The 15,802-nt window shown below is 60.8% G+C and carries 14 protein-coding genes and 1 pseudogene; 8 read left to right on the top strand and 7 right to left on the bottom strand.

Translation table 11 applies throughout. The features are described from left to right. Positions 1-20: 20 nt before the first annotated feature. Complete coding sequence (locus AC07V0_RS06955) at positions 21-845, top strand: SDR family oxidoreductase (RefSeq protein ID WP_064620202.1); 825 nt, start codon at positions 21-23, stop codon at positions 843-845. Positions 846-891: 46 nt separating this feature from the next. Next, entirely contained in the window at positions 892-1,290 is a 399-nt protein-coding gene (locus tag AC07V0_RS06950; protein WP_018927138.1) for a DUF4440 domain-containing protein, read from the top strand. A gap of 45 nt (positions 1,291-1,335) precedes the next feature. Here AC07V0_RS06950 and AC07V0_RS06945 read toward each other — a convergent pair whose 3' ends face one another. From AC07V0_RS06945 to AC07V0_RS06930, 4 genes are read right to left on the bottom strand one after another with little or no spacing between them, the layout of a single operon-like run. Then, on the bottom strand, positions 1,336-2,199 hold the full coding sequence (locus tag AC07V0_RS06945; protein WP_018927139.1) for an efflux RND transporter periplasmic adaptor subunit: 864 nt from the start codon (positions 2,197-2,199) through the stop codon (positions 1,336-1,338). Positions 2,200-2,224: 25 nt separating this feature from the next. Continuing rightward, on the bottom strand, positions 2,225-2,425 hold the full coding sequence (locus AC07V0_RS06940; RefSeq protein ID WP_007896379.1) for a DUF1656 domain-containing protein: 201 nt from the start codon (positions 2,423-2,425) through the stop codon (positions 2,225-2,227). Next, positions 2,415-4,607 (bottom strand): FUSC family protein, encoded by a 2,193-nt coding sequence (locus AC07V0_RS06935; protein WP_086944724.1) that lies wholly within the window; start codon positions 4,605-4,607, stop codon positions 2,415-2,417. The genes AC07V0_RS06940 and AC07V0_RS06935 overlap by 11 nt, the downstream gene beginning before the upstream one ends. A gap of 59 nt (positions 4,608-4,666) precedes the next feature. Continuing rightward, positions 4,667-6,166 carry an efflux transporter outer membrane subunit gene (locus AC07V0_RS06930; RefSeq protein ID WP_086944723.1) on the bottom strand — a complete coding sequence of 500 codons (1,500 nt, stop codon included), beginning with the start codon at positions 6,164-6,166 and terminating at the stop codon, positions 4,667-4,669. 272 nt (positions 6,167-6,438) lie between these two features. On the opposite strand from AC07V0_RS06930, the gene AC07V0_RS06925 reads away from it, so the two are divergent. The 3 genes and pseudogenes from AC07V0_RS06925 (at position 6,439) to AC07V0_RS06915 (ending at position 9,138) form a co-directional block, all read left to right on the top strand. Next, positions 6,439-7,407: a LysR family transcriptional regulator gene (locus AC07V0_RS06925; RefSeq protein ID WP_018927142.1), complete on the top strand. Its 969-nt coding sequence runs from the start codon at positions 6,439-6,441 to the stop codon at positions 7,405-7,407. Between the two features lie 233 nt (positions 7,408-7,640). Then, positions 7,641-7,934, top strand: a pseudogene (locus AC07V0_RS06920) (DUF6124 family protein); the annotation flags it as partial. A 229-nt stretch (positions 7,935-8,163) separates the two neighbouring features. Further along, positions 8,164-9,138, top strand: coding sequence for a 2-hydroxyacid dehydrogenase (locus tag AC07V0_RS06915; protein WP_018927144.1), 975 nt, complete (start codon positions 8,164-8,166; stop codon positions 9,136-9,138). A 124-nt stretch (positions 9,139-9,262) separates the two neighbouring features. Here AC07V0_RS06915 and AC07V0_RS06910 read toward each other — a convergent pair whose 3' ends face one another. Further along, complete coding sequence (locus AC07V0_RS06910; protein ID WP_018927145.1) at positions 9,263-10,165, bottom strand: DMT family transporter; 903 nt, start codon at positions 10,163-10,165, stop codon at positions 9,263-9,265. A gap of 138 nt (positions 10,166-10,303) precedes the next feature. On the opposite strand from AC07V0_RS06910, the gene AC07V0_RS06905 reads away from it, so the two are divergent. Then, entirely contained in the window at positions 10,304-11,179 is an 876-nt protein-coding gene (locus AC07V0_RS06905) for a helix-turn-helix domain-containing protein (RefSeq protein ID WP_086944722.1), read from the top strand. Positions 11,180-11,286: 107 nt separating this feature from the next. Here AC07V0_RS06905 and AC07V0_RS06900 read toward each other — a convergent pair whose 3' ends face one another. Beyond that, positions 11,287-11,697, bottom strand: coding sequence for an HPF/RaiA family ribosome-associated protein (locus tag AC07V0_RS06900; protein WP_064620217.1), 411 nt, complete (start codon positions 11,695-11,697; stop codon positions 11,287-11,289). A gap of 199 nt (positions 11,698-11,896) precedes the next feature. Continuing rightward, positions 11,897-12,859, bottom strand: a complete 963-nt coding sequence (locus AC07V0_RS06895; RefSeq protein ID WP_086944721.1) for a LysR substrate-binding domain-containing protein — start codon at positions 12,857-12,859, stop codon at positions 11,897-11,899. 135 nt (positions 12,860-12,994) lie between these two features. Here AC07V0_RS06895 and AC07V0_RS06890 point away from each other — a divergent pair, with 135 nt between their 5' ends. Together AC07V0_RS06890 and AC07V0_RS06885 are read left to right on the top strand one after the other, a co-directional pair. Then, positions 12,995-14,371, top strand: coding sequence for an L-serine ammonia-lyase (locus AC07V0_RS06890; protein WP_018927149.1), 1,377 nt, complete (start codon positions 12,995-12,997; stop codon positions 14,369-14,371). Between the two features lie 63 nt (positions 14,372-14,434). After that, complete coding sequence (locus AC07V0_RS06885) at positions 14,435-15,736, top strand: serine/threonine transporter (protein ID WP_086944720.1); 1,302 nt, start codon at positions 14,435-14,437, stop codon at positions 15,734-15,736. Positions 15,737-15,802 lie beyond the last annotated feature (66 nt).

Raw genomic sequence — 15,802 nt, 5'->3', positions numbered from 1 at the left:
TTTTGCACAAGGACCGCGCCATGCCTGTTGCGTTGATTACCGGTTGCTCCAGCGGCATTGGCCGCGCACTTGCCGACACCTTCAAAAATGCCGGTTACGAAGTCTGGGCCAGTGCCCGCAAGGCTGAAGACGTGGCAGCCCTCACCGCCGCCGGTTTCACCGCCGTGCAGCTGGACGTTAACGATGGCCCGGCCCTCGAACAGCTGAGCGAGCGGATCAACCAGCAACGCGGCGGCCTCGATGTGCTGATCAACAATGCCGGTTATGGCGCCATGGGGCCGCTGCTCGATGGCGGCGTGCCGGCCATGCAGCGCCAGTTCGAAACCAACGTGTTTGCGATTGTCGGCGTCACTCGCGCAATGTTCCCGGTACTGCGTCGCGCCCGGGGGCTGGTGGTGAACATCGGCAGCGTTTCCGGGGTTCTGGTCACGCCGTTTGCCGGTGCCTACTGCGCCTCGAAAGCCGCCGTGCATGCCTTGAGCGATGCGCTGCGCATGGAGCTGGCGCCGTTCGGCGTGCGGGTCATGGAAGTTCAGCCCGGTGCTATCGCGTCCAGCTTCGCGAAGAATGCCGGCCACGAAGCCGAGCAACTGATCACCGAACAATCACCGTGGTTTCCGCTGCGTGAAGGTATTCGTGCACGGGCCAAGGCCTCTCAAGATAAACCAACGCCGGCCAGTGAATTTGCCGCCGGTTTGCTCAAGGCTGTGCAGCAGAGCAAACCACCGCGTCTGGTGCGTTTGGGTAACGGCAGCCGGGCGTTGCCATTGATGGCGGGGTTATTGCCAAAAGGGTTGCTGGAGTCGGGGTTGATGAAGCGGTTCGGGTTGCGCGGGCAGCTCTGAGACCGCGAAGGCGTCAAAACACACTTTCAGACTTTCAGGAAACAGCATGACCGACTACACCGAATACTTTGACGAAGTGATCCAGGCCCACGTAGCCATCGAGCAATGGTTGGCCGAGGAACGGGACGAGGCCGAGCTTGAGCAATTGCTGACGCGTTTTTCGCCGCAGTTTTCCATGGTCTCGCCGTTGGGCCGGGTGCTGGATTTCGAGGCGTTGAATGAATTGTTTCTGTTGGCGGGCGGGAAGAAGCTCGGGTTCAGGATTGAGCTCAGCGAGCTGCGAGGTGTCGCGCTGTATGACGGTGGCGCAGTGGTCAGTTACCGCGAGCAACAGACCGATGCGACGGGGCTGCATTCTGATCGGCGGTCCTCGGCGGTGTTTGAGAAACAGGCCGATGGCAAGGTGGTTTGGCGGCATTTGCATGAGACGTTTTGCCAAGGCTGACACGGCCACTTTTTGTGGCGAGGGGGCTTGCCCCCTCGCCACAGGTTATTCGCCAGCCGGGGGGTTCACCACCACCGTACACGTAATCCCCGCCGCCAACAGCACGCCCTCCGGCACTTCATCAATGTGAATCCTTACTGGCACCCGCTGCGCCAGACGCACCCAGTTAAAGGTCGGGTTCACATCAGCGATCAGCTCGCGACTCTCCGGGTTATCGCGGTCGTAGATGCCGCGAGAAATACTTTCCACGTGGCCCTTGAGCACTTCGCCGCTCATCAGTTGCATGTCGGCTTTATCGCCCACGCGAACATGCGGCAGTTTGGTTTCTTCGAAGAAGCCATAAACCCAGAACGAATTCATGTCGACCACCGCCATTTTCGCTTCGCCGATGCGCGCATAGTCACCGCGATGGACGTTGAGGTTGGTGACGTAGCCGTCCACCGCCGCCCGCACTTCGGTGCGTTGGAGGTTCAGTTCGGCGGCTTCCAGTTGCGCTTGCGCGTTCTGGTAATCGGCCAGGGCCGAGTCGGCGATGTTGGTGGCGTCGTCGCGGTTTTCCCTGGAGATCACCAGGTTGTCGAGGTCGGCGCGGCGATGGGCGTTGACCTTGCGCATCTCCCACGTGGCCTTGCGCGAGGCCACCAGGCTCTGCGCCTGTTTCACCGCGAGGCGGTAATGCTCGGGGTCGATGCGCATCAGCAAGTCGCCCTTTTTCACCAACTGGTTGTCGCGTACCGGCACCTCCACCACCTCACCGGTCACGTCGGCGGCGACGTTGATGATGTCGGCGCGCACCCGGCCGTCACGGGTCCAGGGCGTGTTCATGTAATGCACCCACAAGGTCCGGCCGATCCACAGGGCAAGGGCCAGCACCAGCAAGGTCGCGAGCAGGCTGAAAAGCTTTTTCATCAAGGCCTTCTTCAGTGATAGAGAGTCAACGGTAGACAGTCAGCGCCAAGGCGCCGAACAGACAGGTAAACAGGCTCAGGCGCAGCAGCGCCGGGTGCCAGAAGAAACGGTACAGATCGAACCCGGACAAGAACCGGTCAAGGGCCCAGGCCAGCGCCGCCGCAATGAAAAACATCAGGGTCATGGTCGGCATGTACACGCCGTGGAAGGCGATTTCACGAGGCATGTTCAAGTCCTTGGGGCTTGGCAGTGGTGTATGAAGCCAGCGGCGATTGCGGGTCGAGCAACGAGGTGCGGATGAAGTGCAGGTAACTCTTCACCCGGCGTAATGCGGAGGTATCAAAGTGCGGCGCAAAGGGTTCGTCGGTGGCCTGCACGCGGCCGATCGCGTGGTCGACGGCGACCAGCGCCCGCTCCAGATTGCTCTGGCCCGGTTGCAGAAACAGCCGCACCAGCGAACGCCCCATCACCCGGATGGACTGGCGCCACGGCTGGGATTCGGCATACGCCGGGTGCACCGGCAGAATCGCTTGTTCCTTACGCAGTTCGATAATCGCGTGGCCAACTTCCAGCACCACCAACATCCAGCGCAACAAGTCCCGCTGCACCTGCGGCTGTCCTGCGGCGAGGCCATAGGCCTGATGCAGCAAGTCCCGCGTACGGCTTTCGAAACTCGACGCCAGCCCTTTGAGTTTGCCGCTGATGGCGTACACCACTTGCCCGCGCAAGTCCTGCTCCAGCCGCCGCCACAACCAGCGGCTGTTGGGTGGCAGAATGATTGCCCCGGCCGCCGCGCACACCAGCATGCCCATGACCATGGCGATGTAGTCGTTGATAAAGGCGTAAGGGTTGTAGACCGTAAGGTTGTCCGGCACCGAACCGGTGCTGAAGAAGATCAGCAACCCCAGGCCGACACCGGCGTATTGCGGCCGAGAAGTGAGGAACGAGCCGAGCACGATCACCGGCGCGAGCATCACGCAAAGCAATGGAAAACCGTCGATCCAGGGAAAGATGAAAAACATCTCGACGAAGCCGATCAGCGCCCCGAGCAAGGTCCCGCAGGCCATCTGAAAGGCCATGCGCTTGGGGTTTGGCGTCGCGGCTGACAGGCCGACTGTGGCGGCGGCGATCAGGGTCATGGTCGCCCCGCTCGGCCACGCGGTGGCCACCCAATAGCTGCCGAGCACCACAAGGATGAACGCGGCGCGAATCCCCGACGCGGCCGAGGCCAGCCAATTGGTTTGCGGGGTGAAGGGTTCGTCCCAACGCTCCCGTTCGTGGCTGTGATCGGCCAGGGACGCGTGGGTCTGTGCATAACTGTGCAAGTCGTCGACGAAGCGATAAAGCAGTTCGTAGGCGGTGTGAAAATCCAGCTGCTCGGCGTCGCTCGGATCGTTCTCCTGAAAGCTCGCCCGCAGCTTGCGCACCCGCGCCGGCAAGTTGTCCTTATAGGTCGCCAAGGCGCTGGTCAGGCGAGCGGCATCAGGGCTGGTCAGCGCACGGCCGCTGAAACCGTCGAGCACTTCGGCCAAGTCCTGCAACCCTGGTTTGATCGCCGCGACAACATGATCGGCGCCACTGCTGCGCAGGCGCTCGAGCAACTGATGCAGGGCATTGAAGCGCGTGGTGACGCCCATGAATTCGCTGTTCAAGCGACTGAGCCGCCCATTGCGCCGACGCATGTGCGGGTCTTCGAACACCGTGACACTGCGCAGTCCTTCCAGGCCCACCGCTTCGGCGATGAACCGAACGTTGCTTGCTTCAAACGCTTCGCGCCGACTGCGACCGCGCAAGCCATCAGTGACGAACAACGCAAACACACCGAAGCGTTGATACAACGCATTGCGCATCGCCGCACTGGCGGTTTGCGGCAGGATCGCGGCGCTGACCAGCGTCGAGCAGAGAATCCCCAGAGAGATTTCCAGCACTCGCCAGACCGCAGCCATGAATGCGCCGTCCGGGTGAGCCAGAGCGGGCAGCCCAACCATCGCCGCCGTATAACCGGCGAGCACAAATCCATAGGCGCGAAAGTTGCGACAACGCGCTGCGCCAGCCGTGCACAGGCCGACCCAGATCGCCAGCGAGCCGAGGAACAGTTCGGTGTTCTGCGCGAACAAGGCAATCAGCGCGACCATCACCGCCGACCCGGCCAACGTGCCGAGAAAGCGATAGAAACTCTTGGCGAACACCTGGCCGCTTTGCGGTTGCATGACGATGAACACGGTGATCATCGCGGTGCGCGGTTGCGGCAATTCAAGACGCATGGCCAGCCACAGCGTGAGGAATGCGGCGAACAGCACCTTGAAAATGTAGACCCAGGTCACGCCGTCGCTGCGCGCCCAGTCGAAGAACCCCCGGCGCCATTCAAGGGAATACAGCCAGCGCAAAGGTGCGGGCAAGGGAGTCATGAAATTTTGCTCAATGGTCTAGGGCTTGAGGAACTGTGGGTGTGCCTGAAACGTCGTGCTCACTTCAAAAGGCTCGGGGTTTTCGGGGGCAGGGTTTTCTCGGCACTCGGGACGTCGTCGCCAGCGCCAAGGCCTCCGCCCAAAGCAGTCACCAGCTCAGCATGAGCACTCAACCGCGCAGCCTGAACCTGCTGCTGCACTTGCTGTTGCTTGAACAGCAAAGTCTGCGCATTGAGTACGTTGAGGTAATCGGTGAGCCCACGTTGATAGGCGATCATCGCGATGTCGTAGGTCTTCTGCGCCGTGGCCACCGATTCGGCGGCGAACGTTTGCTGCTTGTCCATCGACTCGCGGCGGATCAACTGGTCGGAGATGTTCTTCAGCGCATTGACCAGCGTCTGGTTGTATTTGGCCACGGCGATGTCATAACCGGCCGAGGCTTCACCCAGCTCGGAACGCAAGCGGCCGCCGTCAAAAATCGGCAATGTAATCGCAGGTCCCACGCTGTAGTTGAGCTTCTTGCCGGTCAGGAACTCCAGCGCACCGCCGCCAGTGGCCATGTAACCGAGGCTGCCGACCAGATCGACGTTGGGGTAGAAGCCTGCGTGAGCGACATCGATGCCCCGCGCCTGGGCCGCCACTTGCCAGCGACTGGCAACCACGTCCGGGCGTTGACCGAGCAATTGCGCCGGCAGCGACGACGGTAACTTCAGCGCCGCCCCCAACGACAACGTCGGCCGTTGCAACTGCGCGCCCTCCCCCGGGCCCTTACCGGCCAAGGCTGCGAGCTGATTACGGCTGAGGGCGATTTCTTCGTCCAGCGCATCGAGTTGGCGATGGGTTTCCGGTAGCGGCGTTTCGGCCTGGCTGACTTCGAAGTGCGTGCCGATGCCACCGTCCAGGCGTTTTTGCGCCAGGTCGAGGATTTGTTGTTGCTGCTTCAAGGTGGCCGCGACGATGTCCCGTTGCGCGTAATGCAACGAGAGTTCGATGTAGGCGCGCACGATGTTGTTCTGCAATTCGAGCTGGGCCTGCCGTGCTTCGGCAGCGCTCATGTGCGCCATGTCCACCGCTCGCTCGGTGGCGTTGCTTTCGCGCCCCCAGAGGTCGAGGGCATAGCTGAAGCCCAGCGCGGCGTTGTTGTCCCAAGTGGTGGTGTTGGCCAACTCACCGGGGCCGTAGAACTGATCGGTGGGCCAGTTGTGGCGTTTGAGGGTCGACTGGCCATTGATCTGCAGCGACTCGGCGGACTCGGCGATACCCGCCATGGAACGGGCCTGACGCACTCGCGCGGCGGCCATGGCCATGTTCGGACTGTCTTGCAGGGCGAGGGAGATCCAGCGGTTCAGTTGCGGGTCGCCGTAGGCCTGCCACCATTGGGCGGTGGGCCAGTGAGCGTCCCGGGCGGCGCTCTGGATGGCTTCGTCGGTGGCCAGTGAATTGGCCTCCAGTGCCTTGCCTTGTGGGGCAATACCGCCGGTTCCGATGCAGCCGCTGATTGCCAGGGTTAAAGCCAAAACACTGAGCGTCTTGAGCGCTCTGTTGATGCGACGCGGCACTGCTGCAAATTCCTGAAAGGGGGGAGAGTCACGAGATCCTGTAGGAGCCGGCTTGCTGGCGATGGGAACGCCGCGGTCTATCTGAAGACCGCAGTGATGCCATCGCCAGCAAGCCGGCTCCTACAGTCGGCGCAATTCTAGGGGTGGGCCTTGTTGGCGATAAGCCGGGATTCTTGTGAATCTTTGTTACCGTTAACGAGATAATCCCTTGGTCGGGGTCTCAGTCTCTGAAACTTCGTGTCACAATTTGCCATCCGCCAAGAGAGCACCCCATGGACACTTTGCAAAACATGCGCGCCTTCAGTTACGTGGCCGAGGCCGGCAGTTTCACCGCCGCCGCCGTACAACTGGACACCACCACGGCCAACGTCTCGCGCGCGGTCTCCAACCTGGAGGCCCACCTGCAAACCCGCCTGCTCAACCGCACCACCCGGCGCATTGCCTTGACCGAAGCGGGCAAGCGCTATCTGTTGCGCTGCGAGCAGATCCTGGCCTATGTCGAAGAAGCCGAAGCCGAGGCCAGCGACGCCCACGCGCGCCCGGCCGGGCAACTCAAGGTGCACACCATGACCGGCATCGGTCAGCACTTCGTGATCGACGCCATCGCTCGCTACCGCAAGACCCACCCCGACGTGACCTTCGACCTGACCATGGCCAACCGTGTGCCGGACTTGCTCGACGAGGGCTACGACGTGTCCATCGTGCTCGCCAGCGAACTGCCCGACTCGGGCTTCGTCTCCCAGCGTTTGGGCATCACCTACAGCATCGTTTGCGCATCGCCCGCCTATGTAAAAGCCAACGGCTGCGCGCAGAAGCCCAGCGACTTGCTCAATCACATGTGCTTGCGCCTGGTGAGCCCGGTGATCCCGCTGGAAAAGTGGGCTTTCGATGGCCCCGAAGGCCAGGAAATGGTCACCATCAACAGCTCACCGTTCTTGGTGAACTCCGCTGACGCGATGAAGACAGCGATCACCAGCGGCATGGGGGTTGGGGTGTTGCCGGTGTATGCGGCGATTGAAGGGCTGCGCAACGGTACGCTGGTGCGGGTGATGCCAAAGTACCGCTCGCAGGAATTGAATCTGTACGCGATTTACCCATCGCGGCAGTATCTGGACGCGAAGATCAAGACCTGGGTCGAGTACTTGCGTGGATCGTTGCCGGAGATTCTGGCGGCGCATCAGGCGGAATTGGCGGCGTATGAATTGAGCGGCAGCTTGGGCGGGGCTCGGCTGGCGAACTGATTTCACGGTCCTACAGACGCGGTGGTTTTTGGGGAGGTTTCCGACAAGTTTTGGCGGTTGTAGCGTCGGAAGCGAAGTGGGTAGGCTTTGTGGGTCGCTGGCAATTCAGCGATCGGGCCTGGAAAACCCGAAGTATAGGATCACAGCAAATGACATAATGCGGCGCTTTTGTAGCTCCACAGTTATGGCGGCTGTGCGTGGGAGACCTTCGGGTCTGCCGGGTTTGATCCTTTGCCGCCGAACGCGCGCTCGACCACTACCTCAAGCCTCCACCCAAACAACCCGAAGGCCGCAAACCAAGCAGGATGTTTCAGGTCGCCCCGGACATGGACAACGAAAGCCTGCTGGCCCATGTCTGCGAATCCCTGGCCTCGGCCAGCGTCATGACCAGCGACATTGCCGCCTATGTCGACGCCCCGCAGCGGCACACGCTCCTGGCGATCCAGCAAGTCATCATGCTGGCCGAACTGGCGGTGAACCGGGTGCTGGATAACGTCGACGTACCGAAGCCCGCGCCACACAGCTGACCCCCTGTAGGAACGACCTGTGGCGAGGGGGCTTGCCCCCGTTGGGCTGCGAAGCAGCCCCAAAATCTCTGGTGGTCCAAAGATATTGTGAGTGCTACGCACTCAAACGGGGGCAAGCCCCCTCGCCACAGGTCGTTCCTACAGTTTTGGATGGCGTACACCCTCGCATAATGTCCGCGAAGAATGTTAGCTTGCTTGGCAATCTCCACGCCCGACGAGCCCCTCTCCAATGAAAAAAACCGTCCTCGCCTTCAGCCGCATCACTCCGCCCATGATCGAACGCCTGCAACAGGATTTCGACGTGATCGTGCCGAATCCGAAAAACGGCGACATCGCCGCCCAGTTCAACGAAGCCCTGCCCCACGCCCACGGCCTGATCGGCGTTGGTCGCAAACTCGGCCGGGCGCAACTGGAGAACGCCAGCAAACTGGAAGTGGTGTCCAGCGTCTCCGTCGGCTACGACAACTATGACCTCGCCTACTTCAACGAACGCGGGATCATGCTCACCAACACCCCCGACGTGCTCACCGAAAGCACCGCCGACCTGGCCTTCGCCCTGCTCATGAGCAGTGCCCGCCGCGTCGCCGAGCTGGACGCCTGGACCAAGGCAGGCCAATGGCAAGCCACCGTCGGTGCACCGTTGTTCGGCAGCGATGTGCATGGCAAAACCTTAGGCATCGTCGGCATGGGCAACATCGGCGCGGCCATTGCCCGTCGTGGTCGACTGGGCTTCAACATGCCGGTCATCTACAGCGGCAACAGCCGCAAGACCGCACTGGAACAGGAACTCGGCGCACAGTTCCGTAGCCTGGATCAACTGCTGGCCGAAGCCGATTTCGTCTGCCTGGTGGTGCCGCTCAGCGAAAAAACCAGGCACCTGATCAGCCACCGCGAACTGGCACTGATGAAACCGAGCGCCATTCTGGTGAACATCGCCCGTGGCCCGGTGGTAGACGAGCCGGCGCTGGTCGAAGCGCTGCAAAACAACCGGATTCGTGGCGCCGGGCTGGACGTTTACGAGAAAGAACCACTGGCTGAATCACCGCTGTTCCAACTGAAAAACGCCGTGACCCTGCCGCATATCGGCTCGGCCACGCACGAAACCCGCGAAGCCATGGCCAACCGTGCGTTGGCCAACTTGCGCAGTGCCTTGTTGGGTGAAAGACCGCAGGATCTGGTGAACCCACAAGTGTGGAAAGGCTGATCAAAAAGGGCGGGTGTTTTAAACACCTGCCCGCTCTCGGCATATTGTCGACTTCATATTGCCGTTGCTGATTTATATCGCTATCAGAATCGAGCGCTGAGTTGTTCAGCGCTCGGTCAAAGCATCAGGCCAATTTGCCGCTTCCCTGCACCATCGGTGCCTTGGGCTTACGAAACACCAGCACATTGCCCAACATCACCAGCACCAACCCCACCAATGCCGGCGCCGTCCATTGATAGCCCTCGGCAAACGCCGACACATTCAGCGCCACCACCGGGAATAACACGGTGCAATACGCCGCCCGCTCCGGCCCCATGCGCCCGACCAGCGTCAGGTAGGCGGTGAAGCCGATCACCGAGCCCGGAATCACCAGGTACAGCAACGAGCCGATGTAACGGGCGTTCCATTCCATGTCGAACGGGATGCCTTTGACCAGGCACCACACCGACAACATCGCTGCGCCATAAGCCATGCCCCAGGCATTGGTGGTCAGGGGTTTCAGGCCGGCCCTCTGCTGCAGACTCGACAGCATGTTGCCCGCCGAGAAGCACAAGGTTCCGAGCAACGCCAGAGCCAACCCGAGCAAGGTTTCCGGGCTGGCGGTATGACCGGCCAGCTCCGGCCAGAACAACAGGCCCAAGCCGAGCAAGCCCAACGCGCCGCCCATCAACACGTTGCGGGCGATTTTCTGGCCGAAGAACACCCGCGCATTGAAGGCGTTCCACAACGTGGCGGTGGAAAACACCACGGCGACCAGACCGCTGGGGATCCACTGGCTGGCGGTGAGGAAGCACATGAAATTGATACAGAACAGGCACAGCCCCTGCGCCAGGCAAATCAGATGCCCACGACGGTTCATCACTTGCAGACGCCGGCTAAGCAACAACATCACGAACAGCACCAGCGCGGCGAGGCCGAAGCGATAGACGATCGACACCGGAATCGCCACCACGCCCAATTGCCATTTCAAGGCAATCCAGGTGGTGCCCCAGATCAATACGGTCAGCAGGTATAGCGAGAGGTTCATGGTGAAGACTCCTGAATAGGCCTTCAGTGTCCGGCGCGCCCCCCTTTTTCACTTGCATAAACTTGCGCTTTTGTCGGCCCGCAGGCTGGCAGGCCAGCGTCTACGGAGTAGGATGCAAGGCGTTGGAGAGAACCGATCATGGCCGCACTGGAAACGTTGCAAGTCTTTCAAGCCCTCAACCGCTCGCCCAATGCTCGCCTGGAGCACAGCGCCGAGCTCGGTGACGGCATGGCTGCGGCTTTGTGGAGCAACCACCATGACGCCCAGGACTACGAAGCGCCGAGCCATCACACTTTGTCGTGCTACATCGCCGGCGGCACCGGCACCTTTCGCCGCGACCAACCCGGCACCAAGGGCGGCCCGGACAAGCTGTGCATTCTGCCGGCCGACCATCAGTCAGGCTGGGTGATCAACGGCGACATTCGCCTGGCCCACCTGTATTTCAGCCCCGAACAATTTGCCCTTGGTTGCGTCACGTTGCTGGATCGCGAGCCACGGGAATTGCAGTTGCGCGAGCGCACGTTCCTCGAAGACCCGCAGCAAGTACGGCACTTTCGGCAGTTGATCAGCCTCAACTGGGACGAACCCGGCGAACGCCTGCTCACCAGCAGCCTGGCCCACGAGATGCTCAGCCACGCCTTGCTCAGCCAGGTTGGTGTGCGTCAGGGCCTGCGCCTCAAGGGTGGATTGGCGGCGCATCAGCGGCGGCAACTGGTGGAGTTCATCGACAGTCAGTTGGCGGAGGCGATCAGCCTTGGGCAATTGGCGAGCTTGTGCGCGCTGTCGGAATATCACTTTGCGCGGATGTTTCGTGTGAGCTTCGGCTTGCCGCCGCATCAGTATGTGTTGGCGCGGCGTCTGAGGCGCGCGCGGGAGTTGTTGCGCGCATCGTCGCAGCCGTTGGGGGAGATTGCGCTGGCGTGCGGGTTTGCCAGTGCGAGCCATTTCACCAACCGGTTTCGACAGGCGTTGGGTGGGACGCCTGGGGAGTATCGGCGGGCGTTTTTACGCTAGAACAAAGAGTAAAAGATCACAGCCTTCGGCAGCTCTCGCGCCAGAAACAAAACGGGCCTGCAATCGCAGGCCCGTTTTAATCAGGAAGGTAAAAGGTGAATCAGGCCTCAGCCATTGAGCGCAGCCTGTTCGTTCTCGAGAAACTCATCCTCAAGCAGCGCATCGGCATGAGCGCCCCTATCGAACGGCACCACAGCGGCGCGTGGTTTGCCGCGTAATTTGCCAAACATATGCTCCAGCGCATGTTCAAGTTTTTCGGCTGCCCCGTCGATCGCCAGTTCCAGGGAGTCAGCTTTATGGGTAACGGAAATTGGTTGGTGGCCTTTTGGCCGCGCTTCCAGCTGGCAGCGCATGTCATGGGGACCAGGCTTGTCGCCGTTCTCGTCCCGCAGATGGACCTCGACGCGGGTCAGGTCCTCTTCATAACGTTCGAGCGTGCTCTCAATGGTAGTACGTACCCACTCCTCCAGTCGTTTACTGCTTTGAATATGGTTATCGCTATTGACTTGGATTTGCATAGTTCTTCCCTTATTTCAGCTAGCTCGCAAGAGGCGCATCGGCTGGCCCTTGGGCGTCATCACCGCAACCTCTTGGTTACACAATCGGTGTGTGCGCGGAACATTTCAACCCCTAAAAAAAGATAAATATTCATACGCAAAAAAAGCCGGACAACGAGCAAAAGCGCTGTTAATGTCGGGAGTTGGGTCGGCCCTGTCTTCAGTCACAAATGGTCACATCTGCCGCGCTCCCCAGCGGATGCAGGTCACGAAAAATCCCCGCCTCTTCCACCAGCCAGTCATGCACCGCGCGCACGCCCGGATGGCTCAGCGCACCCGGCGCGTAGAGCAGCACGTAGCGCTTGTGATTAGGCACCGCCAGGCCAAACGGCACGATCAGCGTGCCCCGTTCCAGCTCATCGTTAAGCAGCGTTCGCCGCGCAATCGCCACGCCCATCCCAGCAATCGCCGCTTCGATGGTCAGGTGATTGCGGTTGAAGGTGTGCCCGCGCCGCACGTCCGCGCCTTCGAAACCGATGGCATTGAGGTAAAACTCCCATTCCGCGTACTCGTAGCTACCGCGCCACGCGGTGATGTCATGCAACAACGGGAAGTGCATCAAGTCTGCCGGGCCGTGCAGCGGCGGCCGCCCTCGCAACAGGCTCGGGGCGCACACCGGAAATATCTGCTCGTCGAGCAAGGCTGTGGATAACAATCCGGGATAGCTGCCGTCATTCAGATCGATCGCCAGATCGAAATCTCCCTCGTGCAACGGCACGCTGCTGTCCTCCGCCACCAGGCGCAATTGAATGTCCGGAAAACGCTGCTGCAAACGCGGCAAACGCGGGGTCAGCCATTTGCTCAGGAACGAGGGAATCGAACGCACCCGCAAAATCCCGCTGATCATTCCCGCATCCAGTCGTCGCAATTCTGCGTCGATGCTGCCGTAAGCCTCGTTGACCGTAATGGCCAGGCGCTGGCCTTGCGCACTCAATTCCACACCACGAGCGCGACGGTGGAACAGGCGAAAACCCAGCCGCTCTTCCAGTTGCCGGATTTGCTGACTGACCGCACCCGGCGTGATGTGCAGTTCTTCGGCACAACGGGTGAACGACAGGTGCCGCGCGGCACAGGAAAACACGTGCAGCCAGACGTAAGTCTGGGCGTGCAATTGACGACTCATCGTTTAGTCCTGCTAAAGGCTGTCTTAGGAAGTTTCGTTGGTCACGTAGGACCGAGGTAGGCAGTATCGCCGACATTGCGCTTGGCCTACAAAAATGGCGGCGATTTCTCTTCCATTGCTTGTATAGGCTTTAGCATGGCTATCAGTGTTTTCGATCTCTTCAAAGTCGGCATCGGTCCGTCCAGTTCCCACACCGTCGGCCCGATGCGCGCTGCAGCGACCTTTGCCCAAGCACTGATTGAGCAGAATTTGCTGGCCGCCGTCCGTCGGGTCGAAATCCGCCTTTACGGTTCGCTTTCAGCCACCGGCGTCGGCCATGCCACCGACCGCGCCTGTGTCATGGGCCTGATGGGCGAATGGCCGGATAGCATCGACCCGACCACCATCGATTCGCGTATCCAGCACCTGCGGGAAACCGGCAAGCTGTCCCTGGCCGGCAAAGCGACGATCGCCTTCAACTGGCAGCACGATCTCCTGCTGCTCGACGAGAGCCTGCCCTACCACCCTAACGCCATGTCCCTGACAGCCTTCGGCGAAACCGGTGAGCTATTCGAGCAGACGTACTACTCGGTGGGCGGCGGTTTCATCATCGACGCGGCCGAAGCCGAGTCCGGCATTGCGCCGGCCAGCGACGTTGTGCTGCCGTACGATTTCTCCAGCGCCGCCGAATTGCTCAAGCTCTGCAAACAGCACGGTCTACGGGTGTCCGAATTGATGATGGCCAATGAATTGGCCTGGCGCAGCGAAGCCGAAGTCCGTCAGGGCCTGTTGCACATCTGGTCGGTAATGCGCGAGTGCGTCGAGCAAGGCTTGCGTCACGAAGGCATCCTTCCCGGCGGTCTGAATGTTCCCCGCCGCGCCGCGAAATTGCATCGCAGCCTGTTGGAAATCGGCAAACCGAACGTCATCAGCTCCACCCTGTCGGCCATGGAATGGGTGAACCTGTTCGCCCTCGCCGTGAACGAAGAAAACGCCGCGGGCGGACGGATGGTCACCGCGCCTACAAACGGGGCGGCGGGGATCATTCCGGCCGTGCTGCACTACTACATGAAATTCAACCCGGACGCATCGGACGATGACGTCGTGGCGTTCTTTTTGGGCGCGGCTGCCGTAGGCATTCTTTGTAAGAAAAACGCCTCGATTTCTGGCGCCGAAGTCGGCTGCCAAGGCGAGGTCGGCTCCGCCTGTGCCATGGCCGCCGCCGGTTTGGCCGACGTGCTCGGCGCCACCCCGGAACAACTGGAAAACGCCGCTGAAATCGGCCTGGAACACAACCTCGGCCTGACCTGCGATCCGGTCGGCGGTCTGGTGCAAGTGCCGTGCATCGAGCGCAACGCGATTGCCGCGGTGAAGGCGATCAACGCCACGCAAATGGCCCTGCGCGGTGACGGCAAACACTTCATTTCCCTGGACCGGGTGATCCGCACCATGCGCGATACCGGCGCCGATATGCACGACAAATACAAAGAAACTTCACGGGGCGGCCTGGCGGTTAGCTGGGTGGAGTGCTGAGGAGCATTTCCTGACCGTTCGCAACACGTGAGCCCGAGTAATAATAATAACGAGGCGAAAACGATGACCGATGTACGTACACCTGCTGCCGATAATCCCGCTGTAGACCTCACACGCAATAACGAAATAACCCACAAAGGCTGGAGTAAACACGACACCACCTGGATGCTTGGCCTCTATGGCACAGCGATTGGCGCCGGCACGCTGTTTTTGCCGATCAACGCCGGCGTGGGTGGTTTCTGGCCGCTGCTGATCCTGGCAGTGCTGGCGTTTCCGATGACATTCTTTGCACACCGCGGTCTGACTCGTTTCGTGTTGTCCGGCCGTTCCGGGGACATCACTGAAGTGGTGGAAGAACACTTCGGCATCGGTGCCGGCAAGCTGATCACGCTGCTGTATTTCTTCGCGATTTTCCCGATTCTGCTGGTGTACAGCGTAGCGCTGACCAATACCCTGAGCAGCCTCATGGAGCACCAGTTGCACATGACGCCACCGCCTCGGGCGATCCTGTCACTGGGGTTGATTCTCGGCCTGATGGCCATCGTCCGTTGTGGTCAGGGCGTCATCGTCAAATGCATGAGTGTGCTGGTTTACCCGTTCGTCGCGGCATTGCTGCTACTGGGCATCAGCCTGATCCCGAACTGGAACGGCGCGTTCTTCGCCACCGCCAGTGAAGGCATGCCGCTGCCACTGTTCTTCAAGACCTTGTGGCTGGCGATCCCGGTGATGGTGTTCTCGTTCAACCATTCGCCGATCATTTCCGCTTTCGCCGTCGATCAGAAGCAGCGTTACGGCAAGCAAGCCGAACGCAAAAGCAGCGGCATTCTGGCGATCGCTCACGCCATGATGGTCGTCACGGTGATGTTCTTTTGCTTCAGCTGCGTGCTGGCGTTGTCCCCGGCTGATTTGGCCGCGGCGAAGGCGCAGAACATTTCGATCCTGTCGTACCTGGCCAACCACTTCCAGACGCCGGTCATCGCTTACGCCGCGCCGCTGATTGCACTGGTGGCAATCACCAAATCCTTCCTGGGCCATTACATCGGCGCCAGCGAAGGCTTTCAGGGCCTGATCGTGAAAAGCCTGCGTGGCCGTGGTCGAGTCGTCTCCGCCGGCTGGCTGAACCGCCTCACTGCGCTGTTCATGATCCTCAGTTGCTGGGCCGTGGCGACCTTCAACCCGAGCATCCTGGGCATGATCGAAACCCTCGGCGGGCCGATCATCGCCTGCCTGTTGTTCCTGATGCCGATGTACGCCATCCGCCGCGTGCCAGCCTTGCGCCAGTACTCGGGCCAGGCCTCGAACGTGTTCGTGGTGTTGGTCGGTCTGATTGCACTGTCTGCGATCATCTATTCATTTATGCCCTGAAACGGGCAGGCAAAAAGAAGGCGGGCCAAGGTGCCCGCCGTTTTTTTGCCGTAAACATTGTCCGAC

The sequence above is a fragment of the Pseudomonas sp. GW821-FHT01E10 genome (genome assembly GCF_059422365.1).
This window is presented reverse-complemented; position numbering and strand designations above follow the sequence as displayed.

Bases quoted from the DNA above. Each gene is read 5' to 3' on its own strand.
- AC07V0_RS06955 (WP_064620202.1), top strand. From the start codon at position 21: ATGCCTGTTGCGTTGATTACCGGTTGCTCCAGCGGCATTGGCCGCGCA.
- AC07V0_RS06950 (WP_018927138.1), top strand. From the start codon at position 892: ATGACCGACTACACCGAATACTTTGACGAAGTGATCCAGGCCCACGTA.
- AC07V0_RS06945 (WP_018927139.1), bottom strand. From the start codon at position 2,199: ATGAAAAAGCTTTTCAGCCTGCTCGCGACCTTGCTGGTGCTGGCCCTT.
- AC07V0_RS06940 (WP_007896379.1), bottom strand. From the start codon at position 2,425: ATGCCTCGTGAAATCGCCTTCCACGGCGTGTACATGCCGACCATGACC.
- AC07V0_RS06935 (WP_086944724.1), bottom strand. From the start codon at position 4,607: ATGACTCCCTTGCCCGCACCTTTGCGCTGGCTGTATTCCCTTGAATGG.
- AC07V0_RS06925 (WP_018927142.1), top strand. From the start codon at position 6,439: ATGGACACTTTGCAAAACATGCGCGCCTTCAGTTACGTGGCCGAGGCC.
- AC07V0_RS06915 (WP_018927144.1), top strand. From the start codon at position 8,164: ATGAAAAAAACCGTCCTCGCCTTCAGCCGCATCACTCCGCCCATGATC.
- AC07V0_RS06910 (WP_018927145.1), bottom strand. From the start codon at position 10,165: ATGAACCTCTCGCTATACCTGCTGACCGTATTGATCTGGGGCACCACC.
- AC07V0_RS06905 (WP_086944722.1), top strand. From the start codon at position 10,304: ATGGCCGCACTGGAAACGTTGCAAGTCTTTCAAGCCCTCAACCGCTCG.
- AC07V0_RS06900 (WP_064620217.1), bottom strand. From the start codon at position 11,697: ATGCAAATCCAAGTCAATAGCGATAACCATATTCAAAGCAGTAAACGA.
- AC07V0_RS06895 (WP_086944721.1), bottom strand. From the start codon at position 12,859: ATGAGTCGTCAATTGCACGCCCAGACTTACGTCTGGCTGCACGTGTTT.
- AC07V0_RS06890 (WP_018927149.1), top strand. From the start codon at position 12,995: ATGGCTATCAGTGTTTTCGATCTCTTCAAAGTCGGCATCGGTCCGTCC.
- AC07V0_RS06885 (WP_086944720.1), top strand. From the start codon at position 14,435: ATGACCGATGTACGTACACCTGCTGCCGATAATCCCGCTGTAGACCTC.